The sequence below is a fragment of the Parabacteroides chongii genome (assembly GCF_029581355.1).
GTDB classification, from domain to species: Bacteria; Bacteroidota; Bacteroidia; order Bacteroidales; family Tannerellaceae; genus Parabacteroides; species Parabacteroides chongii.
Genome location: NZ_CP120849.1, coordinates 2,955,652 through 2,971,773, shown reverse-complemented (window position 1 = coordinate 2,971,773; position 16,122 = coordinate 2,955,652). Strand labels below are relative to the sequence as shown.

Below are 16,122 nucleotides of genomic sequence, written 5' to 3'. Positions count from 1 at the left end.
AACTTAGTCGTTGTAAGATGGGAGGAATGAATAATCGTTACTGTAACGAAGCATCTGGTCCGTGTAGCCTTCGGTATAATCGAGGACGATATCGGTCACTTCTCCGTTATCGTTCTTCACTTCTTTCATAACCGGGTTCACAAAACCTTTGTAAGGCGCCAGGTTTAGTTTGGCATAACGGGCAAGTACCTCGTCGTGTAATGCCTGATCTACTTTTACGCCATAATCTTCCACCAGCTTCTTTCCGGCGGCAAAATCGCCTTCGCTCTTGATGCGCTGTACCTCTGCCAGTAATGTACCGAAGAGGGTACGGAGTTTTTCGTAATCGTTTACAACGACGTATGTTTTGCCGTCACGTTTTTTATATTCGATCACATTATCGGCTTTGCCGTTTTCGTAGGCCCATTTGGCAATCAACTGGCGGTTACGCATGTGGGCTTCTTCCACATTCTTACCGGCTTCGATACGGACAAGTTGTGTCATCAGGCCATTCATGATATACTTATAATACTCTGCTTTATAAGCTTCTGCATCCGGCACCAAACCTAATTCCACCAATTTCGAATCACCCAGATAATACAATCCGAACAGGTCGGCACGAGTTTCTTCGAGTGTAGAATCGTAGGCTTTCAAGGCTCCGGATTCCGTATCCGGCAACAGTTTACCGGAACCATGCCCCAGACATTCGTGCAAATCCGTATGTAAATTATCCGTGATAAATCCGTATTTCTTCAACGCCTCGCGTTCAACGTCACTCCAAACGAACTCTTCGCTAAAACCGTTGCCTTGCGAAGCCTTATCGTAGGCTTCCGTTATATTCTCGATAGTAACTGATTTCGAACCGTGGTCGCGGCGTATCCAGTCTGCATTCGGCAGATTGATGCCGATCGGAGTTGCCGGATAGCAATCGCCTCCCAGCATGGCGACGGTAATCACCTTGGCACTTACACCTTTCACCTTTTCTTTTTTGAAACGTTTGTCTACCGGGGAATGGTCTTCAAACCATTGTGCGTTGTCGCTGATAATCTTTGTACGCTTTGTCGCTTCCTTGTTGATAAAGTTCACGGTAGATTCCCAACTAGCCTTCATTCCCAGCGGATCGCCGTAGGTTTCGATAAAGCCGTTTACAAAGTCCACATCCGATGTCGTGTCTTCCACCCAAAGGATGGAATAAGCATCGAACGTCTTCAGATCGCCCGTCTGATAGTATTCGATCAGTTTTTCGATGATCGCCTTCTGTGCATCGTTCTCGGCAAAAGGCACGGCTTTCTGCAACTCGCCGACTATCTGTTCGATGGCTGCCGAATAAAGACCGCCGACTTTCCACACCTTCTCAACGATCTTTCCGTTCTCTTTCACCAAACGACTGTTCAAACCGTAAGAAATCGGGGTGATAGTATCTTTTCCCGCTTTCATGGCAGAATAAAAGCCTTCCACCTCTTTCTCGGTAACACCTCCGCCATAGTAATTATTGGCGGATGCCAGAATCAGATCCTGATCACCGCTCTGCACGGTACGTTTCGCCAATACGGACGGATCAAAGATCACCGGAGATATCTCAGCGACAAACTGCTCCAGTGTCTGCCCTTCACGTAAAGGAAGATTAGCCACGTCTACCTGTTCCAGACAACTCTTGAAAAACTCAGGTGTAAATCCGGGAACAAACTTATCCTCTGCATAATGATGATGGATGCCGCTTGAAAACCACACCCGTTTCAGGTAAGTCTCCAGCGCCTTGAACTGCGCATCTTCCCGGTTGCCCTTATACGTTGTATAAATCGTCTCCAGCGTGCGACGGATCGGCAGGTTATAGCGACAATTCTGATCAAAGAATATATCACGCCCCATCAGCGCAGCCTGCGACAAATGATATAATAACTGTTTTTGTTTCAATGAAAGAGACTCGAATCCGGGAACCTGATAACGAAGAATCTGCAGGTCGGCGAACTGGTCTACCACATAATTAAAATCCTCCTGCGGTGCCTGTCCTTTATTTTCTTTCGGACCAGCACAAGCAGTCAATGCCATTGCTGTCATAAACGATACTATTGTATTTCTCATATTATTTATAATAACTCTTTTATTTTTTCTGAAGTATTACAACGAAAGGCTCTCCCGCAAAGGTAACGAATAAATCGAAGCCATAGGAATATCACCCCAATATTTTGTACCTTTGTACCCGATATACTTAGAAAAGAATGGAAATAGCAGCATTAGTATCAGGAGGTGTGGACAGCTCTGTAGTTGTCCATCAGTTGAAGGAGGCAGGATACGATCCTACCATCTTCTATATCCGTATCGGTATGGAAGATAAAGACGGATATATCGACTGCCCTGCCGAAGAAGACATAGAAATAACATCTTACATAGCCCGCAAATACGGTTGCCGCATGGAAGTGGTATCCCTGCATGACGAATACTGGGACAAGGTGGTCAGCTACACGATCGACTCGGTAAAACGCGGCCTCACTCCCAACCCGGACATGATGTGCAACAAATTTATCAAGTTCGGCTGCTTCGAAGAGAAATGGGGAAAAGACTTCGATAAGATCGCAACCGGCCATTATGCCACAACGACCGAGATAGACGGCAAAGTATGGCTTTCTACCGCCAAAGATCCGGTGAAAGACCAGACCGACTTCCTCGGACAGATCACCCGTCTGCAAATCCGGAAGCTGATGTTCCCGATCGGCCACCTGATGAAATCCGAAGTACGCGCCATCGCCGCCGAACAGAAGTTGCCCAGCGCCATGCGTAAGGACAGCCAGGGTATCTGTTTCCTCGGCAAAATCAACTATAACGACTTTATCGAACGTTACCTGGGAAAACGTGTCGGCAAGATCGTCGAACTGGAAACGGGTAAAGTCTTAGGTAAACACAACGGTTACTGGTTTCACACGATCGGACAGCGCAAAGGTCTCGGATTGAGCGGCGGTCCCTGGTTCGTTATCAAGAAAGATATCAAACGCAATATCATCTACGTCTCCAACGGCTACGACCCGGAAACACAATACGGCAAAACAATCAACCTGCACGGTTTCGACTTCATCACCGAAGACCCGTGGGGAGAGTTTACCGACGAGAAGGAAATCACCTTCAAAATCCGCCATACACCGGACTTTACCCCGGGACGTATCCGCCGTATCGGAGATTTGTATCGTATCGAGTCCGAGAACAAAATACAGGGAATTGCCCCCGGCCAGTACGGTGTTGTCTACGACAAAGACCACCGTCTCTGCCTGGGTAGCGGTATGATAATCGACGAGGAAAAATAAACCTTTGTCAATAATTATACCTATCCTTGTATCAGACTATAATATAAACAACTATGGAAACAACAACTTTAAAAACATTCGAAATCTCCATTCCCGAAAAATACGTATCTGCTATACGTAAACTGGTAAAAAGCATGGGAGGAAGCATCACGGTTCGCAAAGAAAAGAAATGCGGACTTGATGAAGCATGGGAAGACGTGAAAGCCGGAAGAGTATCGAAAGCCTATACAGATATGGATGAACTCTGGAAAGATCTAACAGCATGAAATACAGCGCTCGTTATTCCAACAAGTTTAAAAAGGATATGAAGCGCTGTGAAAAACGTGGATACAATACTCATCTTTTACGTGATGCAATATCCTTATTATGTGAAACCGGAACTCTCCCCCCCTTCGTATCACCCACACAAATTAAGCGGCAAATACGAAGGTCTGTGGGAATGTCATATAAATCCAATCAGATAGGATAGAAAAATAAATTTATACCAGATCAGTCTATTTTTTTTTCTGTTTTATTTGGTTTATATTATAAACCATTTTATATTTGCGGTGTGTAAGTGAGAAATGCGCAGCTCCTTGCACTTTTTTAATCCATATATAGTTTATAATATAAACCATTTTACAAACAACAATTAAAGAGAGAACAACAATGGAAGCAACAGTAAACTCAAACAAGAAAAACAATTCATTTCCAGCACAGCTGAAGATGAACATCCTCCGCTATATCGTTATATGCAGCTTTTTAGCAGTAGTAAATTATGTCACAACCCCACATTACTGGTGGGTTCTATGGGTAATTGCCGGCTGGGGCATCAATCTGATATTGGAGATAGTTTGTCATTACATGATCAAAGAAGAGCGAGAAGAAGACTGTCCGACAAATGACATTAATGTAAAATCAACCTGTTACAAACAACAATAAAACATATAAAATCATGGAAGACAAAAAATTGAACGAGAAAGAGAGTCTAGCGCTCATCACTCAAATGATAAACTCCAGTAAAAAGAACATGGAGATTGGGCAAGGGAATATCATGCTAATATATGGCTATTTCACAACGGCCCTATCAATCGTTTTATTTGCACTGATCAGTCTTACACACGACTTTATATGGAGTTGGGGATGGATGCTGATGTTCGTTATATGGCCGATAATGTCTTACAGACAAAGACAAAAACCTCCGAAAGTCGTGACTTACACCGACAAAGTCATCTCAAAGGTATGGCAGGTAATGGGCTGGATGTTCATCGTTACTTTTCTGACGATCGGTATCATCGAATTTAGTTTCGCCCGGTATATCGACTTCATTCTGATGCTGCCGCTCTCTTTGATTTATTGCGGAATCGGCGTTTCCATTACCGGCATTATCATACAGGAGCGCTGGATGACTTATACACCTCTGATCGCTTTTATTATCGCAATCTATATGCTTACCATGCTGATGATTGGTGAAAAAGCGACCACTTTATGGTATCTTTACTTCGGTTTGTCGTTCGTGTTTATGATGATTATTCCCGGACATATCGTCAACAATAAAGCCAGAAAGCAATGTTTAAAGAACTAGATCCGTTACTTCATTCACAATTGCGGCTTGCCGTGATGTCCATCCTCCTTTCGGTCGAGGAGGCTGAATTCGTCTATCTGAAAGAAAAGACACAGGCTACGGCGGGGAACCTAAGTGTACAGATAGACAAACTGAGCGAAGCCGGTTATATAGAAGTAGAAAAGAGCTTTGTCGGAAAGAAACCCCGTACGACCTGCCGGATAACAGCCGCAGGACGGCAGGCTTTCGAGAATTACGTAAACGCCCTGAAAGATTACATCGGATAACCCCAAGGATCAAACATAAAAAAGGCTGCCATCAACAGACGGCAGCCTTTTTATATCATTAATCCCGCTAATTAAATAGCATATAAAGAACTGATAGATTCGCCACTGCAAACACGACGGATCGCTTCGGCAAACATATCGGCAACAGACAAAACTTTCACCTTCTCGCATTTCTTTGCGTAAGGAATAGAATCAGTAAAGATCATTTCCGTCAATGCAGACTGATCTACACGGGTAGAAGCCGGGTCAGACATGACAGCATGACTGGCAATCGCACGTACCGACTTAGCACCGTTTTCCATCATCAGGTTAGCAGCTTTCGTAATCGTACCGGCTGTATCGACCATGTCGTCTACCAACAGGACATCCAAACCTTCCACATCACCGATGATACGCATTTCTGCAACTTCATTGGCACGCAGGCGTGACTTATGACAGATAACCATCGGCAATCCCAGATATTTGGAATAGCTGCTGGCACGTTTCGTACCACCTACGTCAGGAGTAGCGATACACAAGTTATCCAAAGGCAGTTCACCCTTGATATAATCCAGGAAGATAGAAGAAGCATACAAGTGATCGACAGGAACATTGAAGAATCCCTGAATCTGGTCAGCATGCAAGTCCATCGTAATCAAACGGTCGATACCGGCTGTACTCAACATATCAGCGATCAGTTTCGCACCGATAGATACACGGGGTTTATCCTTTCTGTCCTGACGGGCCCAACCAAAATAAGGAACTACAGCAATTACAGAGTGTGCGGAAGCACGTTTAGCAGCGTCAATCATCAGGAGCAATTCCATCAGATTATCCGAATTAGGAAATGTCGATTGAACCAGGAACACATCGCGGCCACGGATAGATTCTTCATAAGAAACTGAAAATTCTCCGTCAGCAAAATGTTGAATGTTCATCTGTCCCAGAGGACAACCAAGACTATTGCAAATTTTCTCTGCAAGATACCGGGAGTTGGTTCCCGAAAACACCAAGAAAGGAGTTTGTGCACTCATTATTCCGAATATTTATCTTAAGTAAATAGATTTGAATTGTGGTGCAAAAGTACAAAACAATTGACAATTGACAATGCACAATTGACAATTAAAATATAAAACAATTACAAGAAGCTTTTATTCTAAGATAATTCTTTACTCTTAATTGTCAATTATCAATTGTCAATTGTCAATTACTTATCATACGTAAACCGCAGTATCCTACCGGAATAGGCTGGTAAAACCAGCTGGTACGGACAAGCCGTCGTCAACGTACTGATACAAGTATCTCCCGTCAGCAAATCGGTCTGCACAGCCGCTTTATTGTCGTCAAAGTCCAATATCTGAAAAGCTTCAATAGGAATTTTCACTCGTACGGTCTGTTCATTCTTATCAAAATTAACGACAATCAGCACGACCTCATTACGGTATTTACGCATAAAAGCATACTGCCGGTGCGTATTAAAATACGGATTTTTCGAGTTGGCATACATCAAATCGAAGAAAGCCCCCTGTGTGATCGCCTGTTCTGTCTTCGCCACATTCAGTATCTTAGCGTACTTTTCGCGCAGGGCACGCTGTTCAGCCGTTAAGCCGGCACCGTCGAACTTCCAGTCGTTAATCCATTTACGCAAACTATCGACGCTCCAGTAATCGAATATCGTCGTACGACCGTCGCGTCCGCTGAAACCCTCCTCGTCCATGCCCGGTTCACCCAGTTCCTGACCGCTGTAGATCATGACAGGATTCGTATTCATCATCGCCGATACGATCATACCGGGAATACCCGGGCGGGCATCGCCTGCAAAGAAATAAGATGCAACACGCTGTTCGTCATGGTTTTCCAGGAAATTCAGCATATTCGACTGGATACCTTCCAGCCCTTGCCAGCAGTAAGAGATATTACTTGCCGGAGCCTGGTTACACATAACCGCACGCACCGTATCGTATAAGCCCACTTTATCATACAGATAGTCAAAATGACCGTTAAAGATGTAGTTACGATACTCCGCCGGATTATACACCTCGGCAATAAAACACACTTTATGTTTTTCTTTTACTTTCGGGATCACCCAGTTCCAAAATTCCACCGGCACCATTTCCGCCATATCGCAACGGAAACCGTCCACACCTTTATCCGCCCAATACAACAGGATATCCAGCATCTTCGTCCAGGTATTCGGAATCGGGTCGAAATAACCGGTCCGTCCGTTCACATAATCCACTCCGTAATTCAGTTTGACCGTTTCGTACCAGTCGTTCTTTCCGGGAGCAGGACTGAAACAGTCATTTCCGGTTACTTTTGCCGGGAACTCGCTATAATCATATTCGCCGTGCGAATCGGCAAACGACAGGTGTAACGGGCATCCCGGAATATAATAGAAATTGTTATTACGGTCGAATCCTTTCGTCGTATTATCATGCTGACCCAGGTCTTCCACATACGACATGCGCGCATCCGAATAATACTCGCGTGCCACATGGTTAGGCACAAAGTCAATGATTACTTTCATACCCGCCTCATGCGTACGTTTCACCAGCGCTTCGAACTCTTTCATACGGTTCTGCACATTTTCCGCCAGGTCGGGATCTATATCATAATAATCTTTTATCGCGTAAGGAGAACCGGCTTTTCCTTTCACCACGTCCGCATGATCCTTACGTATCTGATAAGCGGTATAATCTGTTTGGGTAGCATGTTCTATCACTCCCGTATACCAGATATGCGTAGTGCCCAACTCCTTGATCTTAGCCAGTGCCGTCGACGAAAAGGCAGAGAACTTACCTACTCCGTTCTCATCTTTACTGCCGTTCTTCACCAACGAAGATCTCAAATTTCCGAACCAACGGGGAAATACCTGATAAATGACCATCTTATCCATTTGTTTCATCGCTTTATCCACTTTAAAAATTATCGGTAAAAGTTACCCGGTCCAGTGCCGTGCCAAACTATGGCAAGAGTATATTATTCTTTCGTGCCACAATCGCTTTCACCAGGGTTTCATATTTATTCTCTTGTATCACCAGTTCGAATGCCCGGATCGCCGCATCATAGCCGATACGTGCAATCTGTTCCACATTCTCCAGATCAAAGGTTTTATACATGCCAAATTCCTCCGCTTCGATCAGTACGTCGCACATTTCGCGGTCTTCCAGCGTATTCGCCCGGAACATATAGTGATAGGAACGCTCTGCTATATGAAATATCGTTTGCTTGTATTTCTGGGGGACAAGCGGACTGACATTCACCCCGATCACCCTCTCGCACATATCGCGGATAATGGATACCGGGAAGTTATGGAACAGGCCGCCATCCACATAATGCACTCCGTTGATGACCACCGGGCTGAAAATGATCGGAATACTGCACGAGGCAGTCACCGCATCCACGATAGGTCCGCTCTTGAACTCATGGCTTTCGCCGTTATCGAGATCGGTCGCTACCACTATCATAGGAATCTTCAGCTCTTCAAACGTCTTGGCTCTTAAATGGCGTTTCAGAAAATACCGGAAACGTTTGCTGTCAAACAATCCGGATTTGGGGATCTGAAGCTGTGCAAATTCGGAGAATTCACGACCGGTAAAGAGTTCTTTCAACTCATCCGCCGAATAACCGTCGGCAAACAAGGTACCCATTAACGATCCGACGCTCGTCCCAACGATCACATCCGGCTTCAATCCGCACTCCTCCAGCAACTTGAATACTCCCAGGTGTGCAAAACCTTTCGCGCCACCTCCGCTCAAGGCCAATCCCAGTTTATAGGTCTTATGGTTCGATTCTTGCGTCATTGTATGTTTTCTCTCTTTTATGTGACAAATATGCTGTTTTTTTTAGAATGAAACATTATTATTTACGAAAAAGTTTCTCCACTTCTTTATTTTCGTTACATTTACGGGAGACAAAATAAGGTCTTGAATCACTTTAAATCGAATGACTATGATAACTAGTATTTTCTGGATTGTACCCGTAGCGTCGGTTCTGGCGCTGGTATTTGCCTGGTTCTTCTTCCGGCAAATGATGAAAGAGAGTGAAGGAACGGAAACGATGGCAAAGATCGCTTCTTATGTACGTGAAGGTGCGATGTCGTACCTGAAACAACAATACAAGGTCGTAGCCTCGGTCTTCCTTGTATTGGTTATCTTGTTTTCCATTATGGCTTATGGTTTCGGCGTGCAGAATGAATGGGTTCCCATTGCCTTCCTGACCGGCGGTTTCTTCTCCGGACTGGCGGGATTCCTGGGGATGAAAACTGCGACCTATGCTTCTGCCCGTACAGCCAATGCAGCCCGCTCATCTTTAAATAAGGGACTACAGGTTGCCTTCCGCAGCGGTGCCGTAATGGGACTCGTGGTTGTGGGGCTCGGACTGCTCGACATTTCTTTCTGGTATATCCTCCTGAATGCTCTTATCCCCGATGAAGCATTGAATCCGACTCATAAACTGACCATTATCACCACTACCATGCTGACGTTCGGAATGGGTGCTTCCACCCAGGCGCTCTTTGCCCGTGTAGGTGGCGGTATCTATACCAAAGCAGCCGACGTAGGTGCCGACCTTGTCGGGAAGGTGGAAGCCGGTATTCCGGAAGACGACCCGCGCAACCCTGCCACCATCGCCGACAACGTAGGTGATAACGTAGGTGACGTAGCCGGTATGGGTGCCGACCTCTATGAATCTTATTGCGGATCGATACTGGCGACCGCCGCCCTCGGCGCAGCCGCCTTTGTCGCTTCCGGAGATATAGAAATGCAGTACAAGGCTGTTGTCGCACCGATGCTGATCGCAGCCGTGGGTATCGTCCTTTCCATCATCGGGATATTTGCCGTACGCACGAACGAGAATGCCACGATCCGGCAATTGCTGAAAGCGCTGGCTGTCGGCACCAACCTAAGCTCCGTTCTGATCGCCGTTTCCACCTTTGGAATCCTTTACCTATTGGGGCTCGACAACTGGCAATGGATCAGCTGCTCGGTAATTGTCGGCCTATTGGTCGGTATCGTGATCGGACAGGCTACGGAATATTACACTTCGCAATCGTATAAACCCACCAGGCGGGTATCCGAAGCAGGACTGACCGGACCGGCCACCGTTATCATCTCCGGATTGGGATTGGGAATGATGTCTACCGCTATCCCCGTACTGGCCGTCGTTGTCGGTATCATCTGCTCCTTCCTTTTTGCTTCCGGATTCGATTTCAGCAATGTCGGGATGGGATTGTACGGGATCGGTATTGCCGCCGTCGGAATGCTTTCCACGTTGGGAATTACACTGGCGACCGATGCATACGGACCGATAGCCGACAATGCCGGAGGTAATGCCGAAATGTCCGGCCTGGGTAAAGAAGTGCGCAAACGTACCGATGCGCTCGATTCGCTCGGAAATACGACAGCGGCTACGGGCAAAGGTTTTGCCATCGGTTCAGCAGCACTGACGGGACTGGCGTTGCTTGCTTCGTATATAGAAGAGATCAAAATTGGTTTGCTTCGCCTGGGAGAAACCGTCCTGTCATTCGCCGACGGACGGACGATGGAGATTTCGAAGGCTTCTTTCTCCGACTTCATGATTTATTATGATGTGACATTGATGAATCCGAAAGTACTTTCGGGCATGTTCCTCGGCTCTATGATGGCCTTTATGTTCTGTGGATTGACGATGAATGCCGTCGGACGTGCTGCCGGACATATGGTGGAGGAAGTACGCCGCCAGTTCCGCGAAATACCGGGTATTCTGACTGGCAAGGCAGAACCCGATTATGCCCGTTGCGTGGAGATTTCGACGAAAGGGGCACAGCATGAGATGATTGTTCCTTCATTGCTGGCTATCATTGCTCCAATCGTTACCGGACTGATATTCGGAGTTACCGGAGTGATCGGACTGCTGATAGGCGGCCTTAGCACCGGCTTCGTCCTAGCCATCTTCATGGCGAATGCCGGAGGAGCCTGGGACAATGCAAAGAAGCATATCGAAGAGGGTAACCACGGTGGCAAAGGCAGCGAAGCCCACAAGGCAACTGTCGTTGGCGATACGGTCGGCGATCCGTTCAAAGATACTTCCGGACCGAGCCTCAATATCCTGATCAAGCTGATGAGCATGGTGGCGATTGTGATGGCTGGACTGACGGTGGCATGGAGTCTGTTTTAGCACAAATGACAGGTTCGGCTGTAGGGGCGGGCAGACCCGCCCCTACGGTCGAACTTGCCTGTTCCATTATGACGGCGCCTGTAAGGGCGGTTCGCGAACCGCCCCTACCAACGACGCTACATTCACATCTGACAAACATTGAGCTCTCTCCCTCTCTTTCTATTGCTTTCTCCTCCCCAGCAGGAATCCCAGCAAATCCATTATAAACTGAAGTATTCCTCTCACCTTGTTACTGTTTCCATTCTCGCTCATACACTTTCTTTATTATTAAGATTATACACTATGGGGACCAGCGACCGTGCAATACGTTCCAGCATATTGCAATACGCTTCGCGATTATCCCCGTTCACTTCACTGATATACCGGCTGTAAGCAATCTCACGGGCATAAGCCGCCGGATAATGGCTCACGGCAGCCGCCTGTTTGTAGACCGTCGTTATCAGGCGGGCAAAATCGAGGAAGCTGTTTTCAGGACGGTCATACCGGCGGAACAACAGGCCGTCCGGCTTATCCGGAACTGTCTTGCCGCCATGCCAGTAGGCATTCGCCACACCGTAGCCCGTCAGCCCGAAAAAGTTGTTGTAGAGAGTAGCCAGGGTGCTCTCACCCCAGCCGGATTCGATGGCAGACTGCGCCAGGATAACCACCGGGTTCAGTCCGTACAACTCACCCGCCACACGTGCGGCGGGGAGGTACTTGCGGGTAAACGACTCTTTATCCATATACACAGGGGGTAAGGATATTATTCGATTACCGGACGGTCGTCTTCGCCACTGCCGCCACCTGTGTCCGTTTTCGGCTCATCCAATTTGAAACGCTCGCCTTTGGCTGTCGCGATCAGGTTGCGCAACTTCTCGCCGGGACGGAAACGAAGACGTGCACGATACAACATAGATGAAGAGAAATCATCGACCGTGACACTTCCGGAGCTGGTCTGCACCAACTGGAAGGTTCCGAACTCGCCGCACTGAACCACTTCACCACGTGCCAGGAACAACAGGAGAAATTCTATCAAACGGTCGATCACCACCTTCACATCACCACTCGAAGCCGTGGAACTCTGTGCCACCAGGGCACACAACTCTGCGAAGGTACACGTCCCCGTCGCACGGGTCTGCGCATAGAAAAGTTTCTCCTTCCCTTCCTCTACATTCTTACTGAGGTTCTTCCTGAGAACCAAATGATACTGAAATGCCATAATCCAATTGTTTTTAGTTGATTATTAATGATATATCAAAGATACGACAGCCATGAGGGGCCCTTGAAGCCGTAGGTGACAGGACGTTACGAAGCGACAGTTTTTTTCGCAAAAAATATCAAAAAGATCATCTTCGAGAAGAAATAATTCATACATTTGTAAACTAACAATAATCATTAATTAGAAATAACTATGAAAAGAAAAAATGCAGACTATAAACAACCGGAAAATAGTTCTTCTACCCTGCAGGAACCTGTCGTTAACTATCATCCCAATCATAATAAAATCGACAATCAGCATTTTGCATTCATTTCAGAAGACGAACTGAGCACTAATTGCATGCCGCTAGCCGAATCAAAAAGGCTTTTATTGGAAAGAGTACACAAAGAATGAAAACCGATAAAAAACCCTCCTCAAATACTTGCTTTATTCATTGATTTTCCGTACCTTAGAAGAATAAAACCAATCTTCTCATGGAACAAACGACCTTCACGATACGAGCCTACGGGATAGGCGAACTTGCCGAGCTTTACAGCCCCCATCTCAGCCGCAGGGCGGCAACCCTGCAACTTTGGCGGTGGATCAACTTTCATGGCGTATTGAAAGCCAAACTGCTTGAACTGGGCTATCATCCCGGAGTCAGGAGCTTCACGCCCCTCCAGGTGGAGTGTATCGTCCTGCATTTGGGAGAACCTTGAACGGTAACTGTTTTTCCGTGGCTGCCACAGCTATTTGAAACCGCTGCTGCAACCACTCAAAACAGTTGCAGCAGCCACCGGAAACGACTGCAGCAGCCACCCAAAATGGCTCGGGCAGCCACCGAAAAGAAATATATATCAAAAAGCAGGGCAGCGATGAAAAAGGCAGGATAAGGCAGCCTAAAAGCCCTCTCCGGGAACCTTTTCCGACCCGTTCCTTTTATTCCTTGCGGTTTCGGGAGAGAGGGAACAAAAGGAACAGGCTAAAAAAGTTTCGGAAAACATCTTTTGCCTGCCCCATCCTACCCCCAGCTTTCAGAATGGTAGTTTCGGATCGGTCTGATCGTCTCCTATATCTTTCTCTTTATCTGTGTCTTCCGGATTTTCCGACGGATCGTAACCGAACCCTTTACGTCGGGCCTCCACCTGTTCGGAAGTCAGCTCGATCACCCTGTAAAGTTGCTTGCCATGCTTCTTCACCCACTCGAAACCTTCTCTTTTTAACATTTTTCCCATGATATTTATACCGGAAGCAGTCACCGGAAAACGTGTCCGCTCGGCAATACGGGTGACCAGTTCGCTACAGGAGAGCAACAACGGCATCTCGAAGCGTACCGGCTTACGGTAATAGGTATAAAGCAGCTCCAGCTCCGGGCTGACCAGCTGGAAAGGTTCGTTGTTACTGTTGATCTCCGCAATATCCGCATTGGCAAACCAAAAACAGAAACCTTCGCGAAACAAAGCCAGCGCCTGCGCATAAACGGCGGTATGGTCGACCGGCAGGGTATAGTCGATGCGCGTGGCCTCGAAACAGAGGAAACGGCGCGATCCGGTGCGGTCGGTCAGCACCTCGCTGTCGTTGACAGTAGCGGCAAAGGAGGCACGACGCACATAGGTCTCGGCATTACGGGCATAGGGACGGCGTTCGTACACGCTATTTTTCGTGATCAACGCCTTCAACTGGTTCAGCTCCGTGCGGCTCTGCCCCGACAGCTCGTCGAGGATGATCAGGAAACAGTCGCTCATCATCAACGACGAATCCTTGGCCGTCGGGTCGAGGTTGCCCGAATAGACATACTGCCGCAACCGGGGAGGCACCAGGTTACGCAGCCAGGTGGTCTTGCCCAACCCCTGCGCACCGCTCACCATCAAAACCGTATGATTCTCCAACCGCTCGTCGCAGGCACAGGCAACGAGGGCAACCAGCCATTTTCGCAGGCATTTCTCCCAATACGCCGGGCGGGTCGTGCAGACAGTAGCCGCCAATGCCCCGATCGGATCGGTCTGTCTGTCCCAGGCAGGCAACTGATCGAAATAAGAACAGAACGGATCATACTGCGGACTGAAATCGGAATGGATCACCGACCGCAGCTCGGAGACACTGCACAATACGCCCTCCTTCTGCAAGGCACACCAGACGGAGTTTTCCCAATAGTCGTTGACCGGCGTAAACGACTCATCCGTACCCTTCGGTCTACACTCCACCAAACGGCGCACCACATTGCGGCGCAGATCATAGTGAGCGGACAAATGTTCCTGTATCTGCACCACATAACTCGCTCCTCTCCTGCCGGTCTGCAAAAAAGCGGTGGCATGCTGTTCATCGTGCGCATAGGCGCTGTCGATAACCGCTGCACGTTCATCCGCCGGGAGATCGGCAAAAGCTTTCGCGGCATAATTCACCACATCGGCCCGGTTAATGCCCAGGCGGTTGCAATGGCTGGCAAAAAGATGGACATAATTGTTACGGTTGCCTTTGTCGTAGGCATACTTACGGGTGGTCTTCTTGCGGGCAGAAGCGAGCAGGCGCGCCGCTTTCGGATCGACCGGCGGCTCGATGGGAGCAATCCCTTCCGGCTCGCCGCTTTCTCCTTTCAGCCAGGGTTCGAAACGGGGAGAGATATACAACGTCGGATCGTACGACAACAGGCACAGACGCCCGATGTCGCTCCCCGACGCATCCGCCCCGATACCCAGCAGGTTTTCATACCAATCCTTCACTAGGGTGTAGACCGCCTTATGGTTCTTCAGGCTGCGCTCCATGCGGACAGCCGGATAAGCGATGATCTTGATTCCGTGTCCGCGCGGACTGATCCAGCAGGCCACCGTATAGACAGCCTGGCGTGCCGTTTCCAGCAAGCGGGCAAGATCTTCTTTCTTCAATTCATCGAAATCGAGAATCACCAGCGGGTTGTAAGCAGTGATACACTTAGCCAGTCGCTGCCCCGCATAGGTAGCCGAGAGGGTGACGGCAGGCAGCTCTTTCTTCAGTGTCTCGGCAGCATCGGGGTTGCCCTTATCCATATACACACGGATTTGGTTGACTTTGGTGGCATACTTCCCGCTACGGATATCCTGCAGGACATCGATCAGGTTTACATCTCCTTCATTGCGCTTGAACCGGGCAAACTGTGTTACTTTCAGCATAATAAATTGTATTAAAGAGGTTGATTAACAAATGCTCAATGTAAGAAGTAAAAAGAAGGCCGCCTATTGTTTTACACTATTTTAGGGAAACAATAGGCGGCTTGAAAAATAAGGAATTAATAACCTAAGTGTGAACGACTTTCACGGTGTTCATCCATATAATTCCGTACCAGATTTTCGAGTGATCCGAGTGTCAGCGGCTCTTTCTTCGAATCATAGCATATCTGAAAGACGGAATAAAGCGAGCGGAGGAAAGCTTTCACGGCATGTTTGTCGTTGACAGTCCATTTCCCGCTCATCAGCAAGGGGCCGATCAGCTCGACGAACTCAGTGCCGGTTCCATTGAAAACGATCGTTTCTTCCACGACCATATCTTCGTTCCACATAGCGTTTTTCAAAAGCCGACACATATAGTTGTCGCTTTTCTTCACTTCATTCAATACGCTTTCCAGTTGTTCACACTGGTTCCTGAAATCTTGTGCCGCGTTTGTCAGTAGTGCGGCGTCCAGTTTTTTTTCATATTTGTTTGTTTTATAAGAATTGAATGTCACTTTTCTCT

16 protein-coding genes are annotated in these 16,122 nt (G+C 47.6%); 8 read left to right on the top strand and 8 right to left on the bottom strand.

All coding sequences use genetic code 11. The features are described 5' to 3' along the window. Positions 1-3: 3 nt before the first annotated feature. The gene (locus P3L47_RS10945) at positions 4-2,061 is read right to left on the bottom strand and encodes a dipeptidyl-peptidase 3 family protein (protein ID WP_277783649.1); all 2,058 of its coding nucleotides are present in this window, start codon (positions 2,059-2,061) and stop codon (positions 4-6) included. 137 nt (positions 2,062-2,198) lie between these two features. On the opposite strand from P3L47_RS10945, the gene mnmA reads away from it, so the two are divergent. From mnmA to P3L47_RS10920, 5 genes are all read left to right on the top strand, one after another. After that, positions 2,199-3,275, top strand: coding sequence for a tRNA 2-thiouridine(34) synthase MnmA (gene mnmA, locus P3L47_RS10940; protein ID WP_277783648.1), 1,077 nt, complete (start codon positions 2,199-2,201; stop codon positions 3,273-3,275). Positions 3,276-3,328: 53 nt separating this feature from the next. After that, positions 3,329-3,541 carry a hypothetical protein gene (locus tag P3L47_RS10935; RefSeq protein WP_122360922.1) on the top strand — a complete coding sequence of 71 codons (213 nt, stop codon included), beginning with the start codon at positions 3,329-3,331 and terminating at the stop codon, positions 3,539-3,541. Positions 3,542-3,923: 382 nt separating this feature from the next. Further along, complete coding sequence (locus tag P3L47_RS10930; protein WP_122353347.1) at positions 3,924-4,196, top strand: 2TM domain-containing protein; 273 nt, start codon at positions 3,924-3,926, stop codon at positions 4,194-4,196. Between the two features lie 13 nt (positions 4,197-4,209). Continuing rightward, positions 4,210-4,839 (top strand): hypothetical protein, encoded by a 630-nt coding sequence (locus P3L47_RS10925; RefSeq protein ID WP_277783647.1) that lies wholly within the window; start codon positions 4,210-4,212, stop codon positions 4,837-4,839. After that, positions 4,824-5,105, top strand: a complete 282-nt coding sequence (locus P3L47_RS10920; RefSeq protein ID WP_277783646.1) for a winged helix-turn-helix domain-containing protein — start codon at positions 4,824-4,826, stop codon at positions 5,103-5,105. Before P3L47_RS10925 ends, P3L47_RS10920 begins: the two co-directional genes overlap by 16 nt. A gap of 71 nt (positions 5,106-5,176) precedes the next feature. Here the strand turns inward: P3L47_RS10920 and P3L47_RS10915 are convergent, their stop codons facing one another. The 3 genes from P3L47_RS10915 to P3L47_RS10905 form a co-directional block, all read right to left on the bottom strand. Then, positions 5,177-6,118, bottom strand: coding sequence for a ribose-phosphate pyrophosphokinase (locus tag P3L47_RS10915; protein WP_122360927.1), 942 nt, complete (start codon positions 6,116-6,118; stop codon positions 5,177-5,179). A 173-nt stretch (positions 6,119-6,291) separates the two neighbouring features. Further along, positions 6,292-7,989 carry an alpha-amylase family glycosyl hydrolase gene (locus P3L47_RS10910; RefSeq protein ID WP_277783645.1) on the bottom strand — a complete coding sequence of 566 codons (1,698 nt, stop codon included), beginning with the start codon at positions 7,987-7,989 and terminating at the stop codon, positions 6,292-6,294. A 58-nt stretch (positions 7,990-8,047) separates the two neighbouring features. Continuing rightward, positions 8,048-8,887, bottom strand: coding sequence for a patatin-like phospholipase family protein (locus tag P3L47_RS10905; protein ID WP_122360929.1), 840 nt, complete (start codon positions 8,885-8,887; stop codon positions 8,048-8,050). Positions 8,888-9,035: 148 nt separating this feature from the next. On the opposite strand from P3L47_RS10905, the gene P3L47_RS10900 reads away from it, so the two are divergent. Then, positions 9,036-11,240: a sodium-translocating pyrophosphatase gene (locus tag P3L47_RS10900; RefSeq protein ID WP_277783644.1), complete on the top strand. Its 2,205-nt coding sequence runs from the start codon at positions 9,036-9,038 to the stop codon at positions 11,238-11,240. 248 nt (positions 11,241-11,488) lie between these two features. Here the strand turns inward: P3L47_RS10900 and P3L47_RS10895 are convergent, their stop codons facing one another. Next, positions 11,489-11,962, bottom strand: coding sequence for a glucosaminidase domain-containing protein (locus tag P3L47_RS10895; RefSeq protein WP_122360931.1), 474 nt, complete (start codon positions 11,960-11,962; stop codon positions 11,489-11,491). A gap of 20 nt (positions 11,963-11,982) precedes the next feature. Next, positions 11,983-12,438, bottom strand: a complete 456-nt coding sequence (locus P3L47_RS10890) for an HU family DNA-binding protein (RefSeq protein WP_122360932.1) — start codon at positions 12,436-12,438, stop codon at positions 11,983-11,985. Between the two features lie 192 nt (positions 12,439-12,630). Between P3L47_RS10890 and P3L47_RS10885 the strand changes: the two genes are divergently transcribed. Both P3L47_RS10885 and P3L47_RS10880 read left to right on the top strand, forming a co-directional pair. Further along, complete coding sequence (locus tag P3L47_RS10885; protein WP_129729351.1) at positions 12,631-12,831, top strand: hypothetical protein; 201 nt, start codon at positions 12,631-12,633, stop codon at positions 12,829-12,831. An 80-nt stretch (positions 12,832-12,911) separates the two neighbouring features. Further along, complete coding sequence (locus P3L47_RS10880; RefSeq protein ID WP_277783643.1) at positions 12,912-13,136, top strand: DUF4248 domain-containing protein; 225 nt, start codon at positions 12,912-12,914, stop codon at positions 13,134-13,136. 315 nt (positions 13,137-13,451) lie between these two features. Here the strand turns inward: P3L47_RS10880 and P3L47_RS10875 are convergent, their stop codons facing one another. Together P3L47_RS10875 and P3L47_RS10870 are read right to left on the bottom strand one after the other, a co-directional pair. Next, complete coding sequence (locus P3L47_RS10875) at positions 13,452-15,563, bottom strand: VapE domain-containing protein (RefSeq protein WP_277783642.1); 2,112 nt, start codon at positions 15,561-15,563, stop codon at positions 13,452-13,454. Positions 15,564-15,679: 116 nt separating this feature from the next. Then, entirely contained in the window at positions 15,680-16,114 is a 435-nt protein-coding gene (locus P3L47_RS10870; protein ID WP_277783641.1) for a hypothetical protein, read from the bottom strand. Between the last annotated feature and the right edge of the window lie 8 nt (positions 16,115-16,122).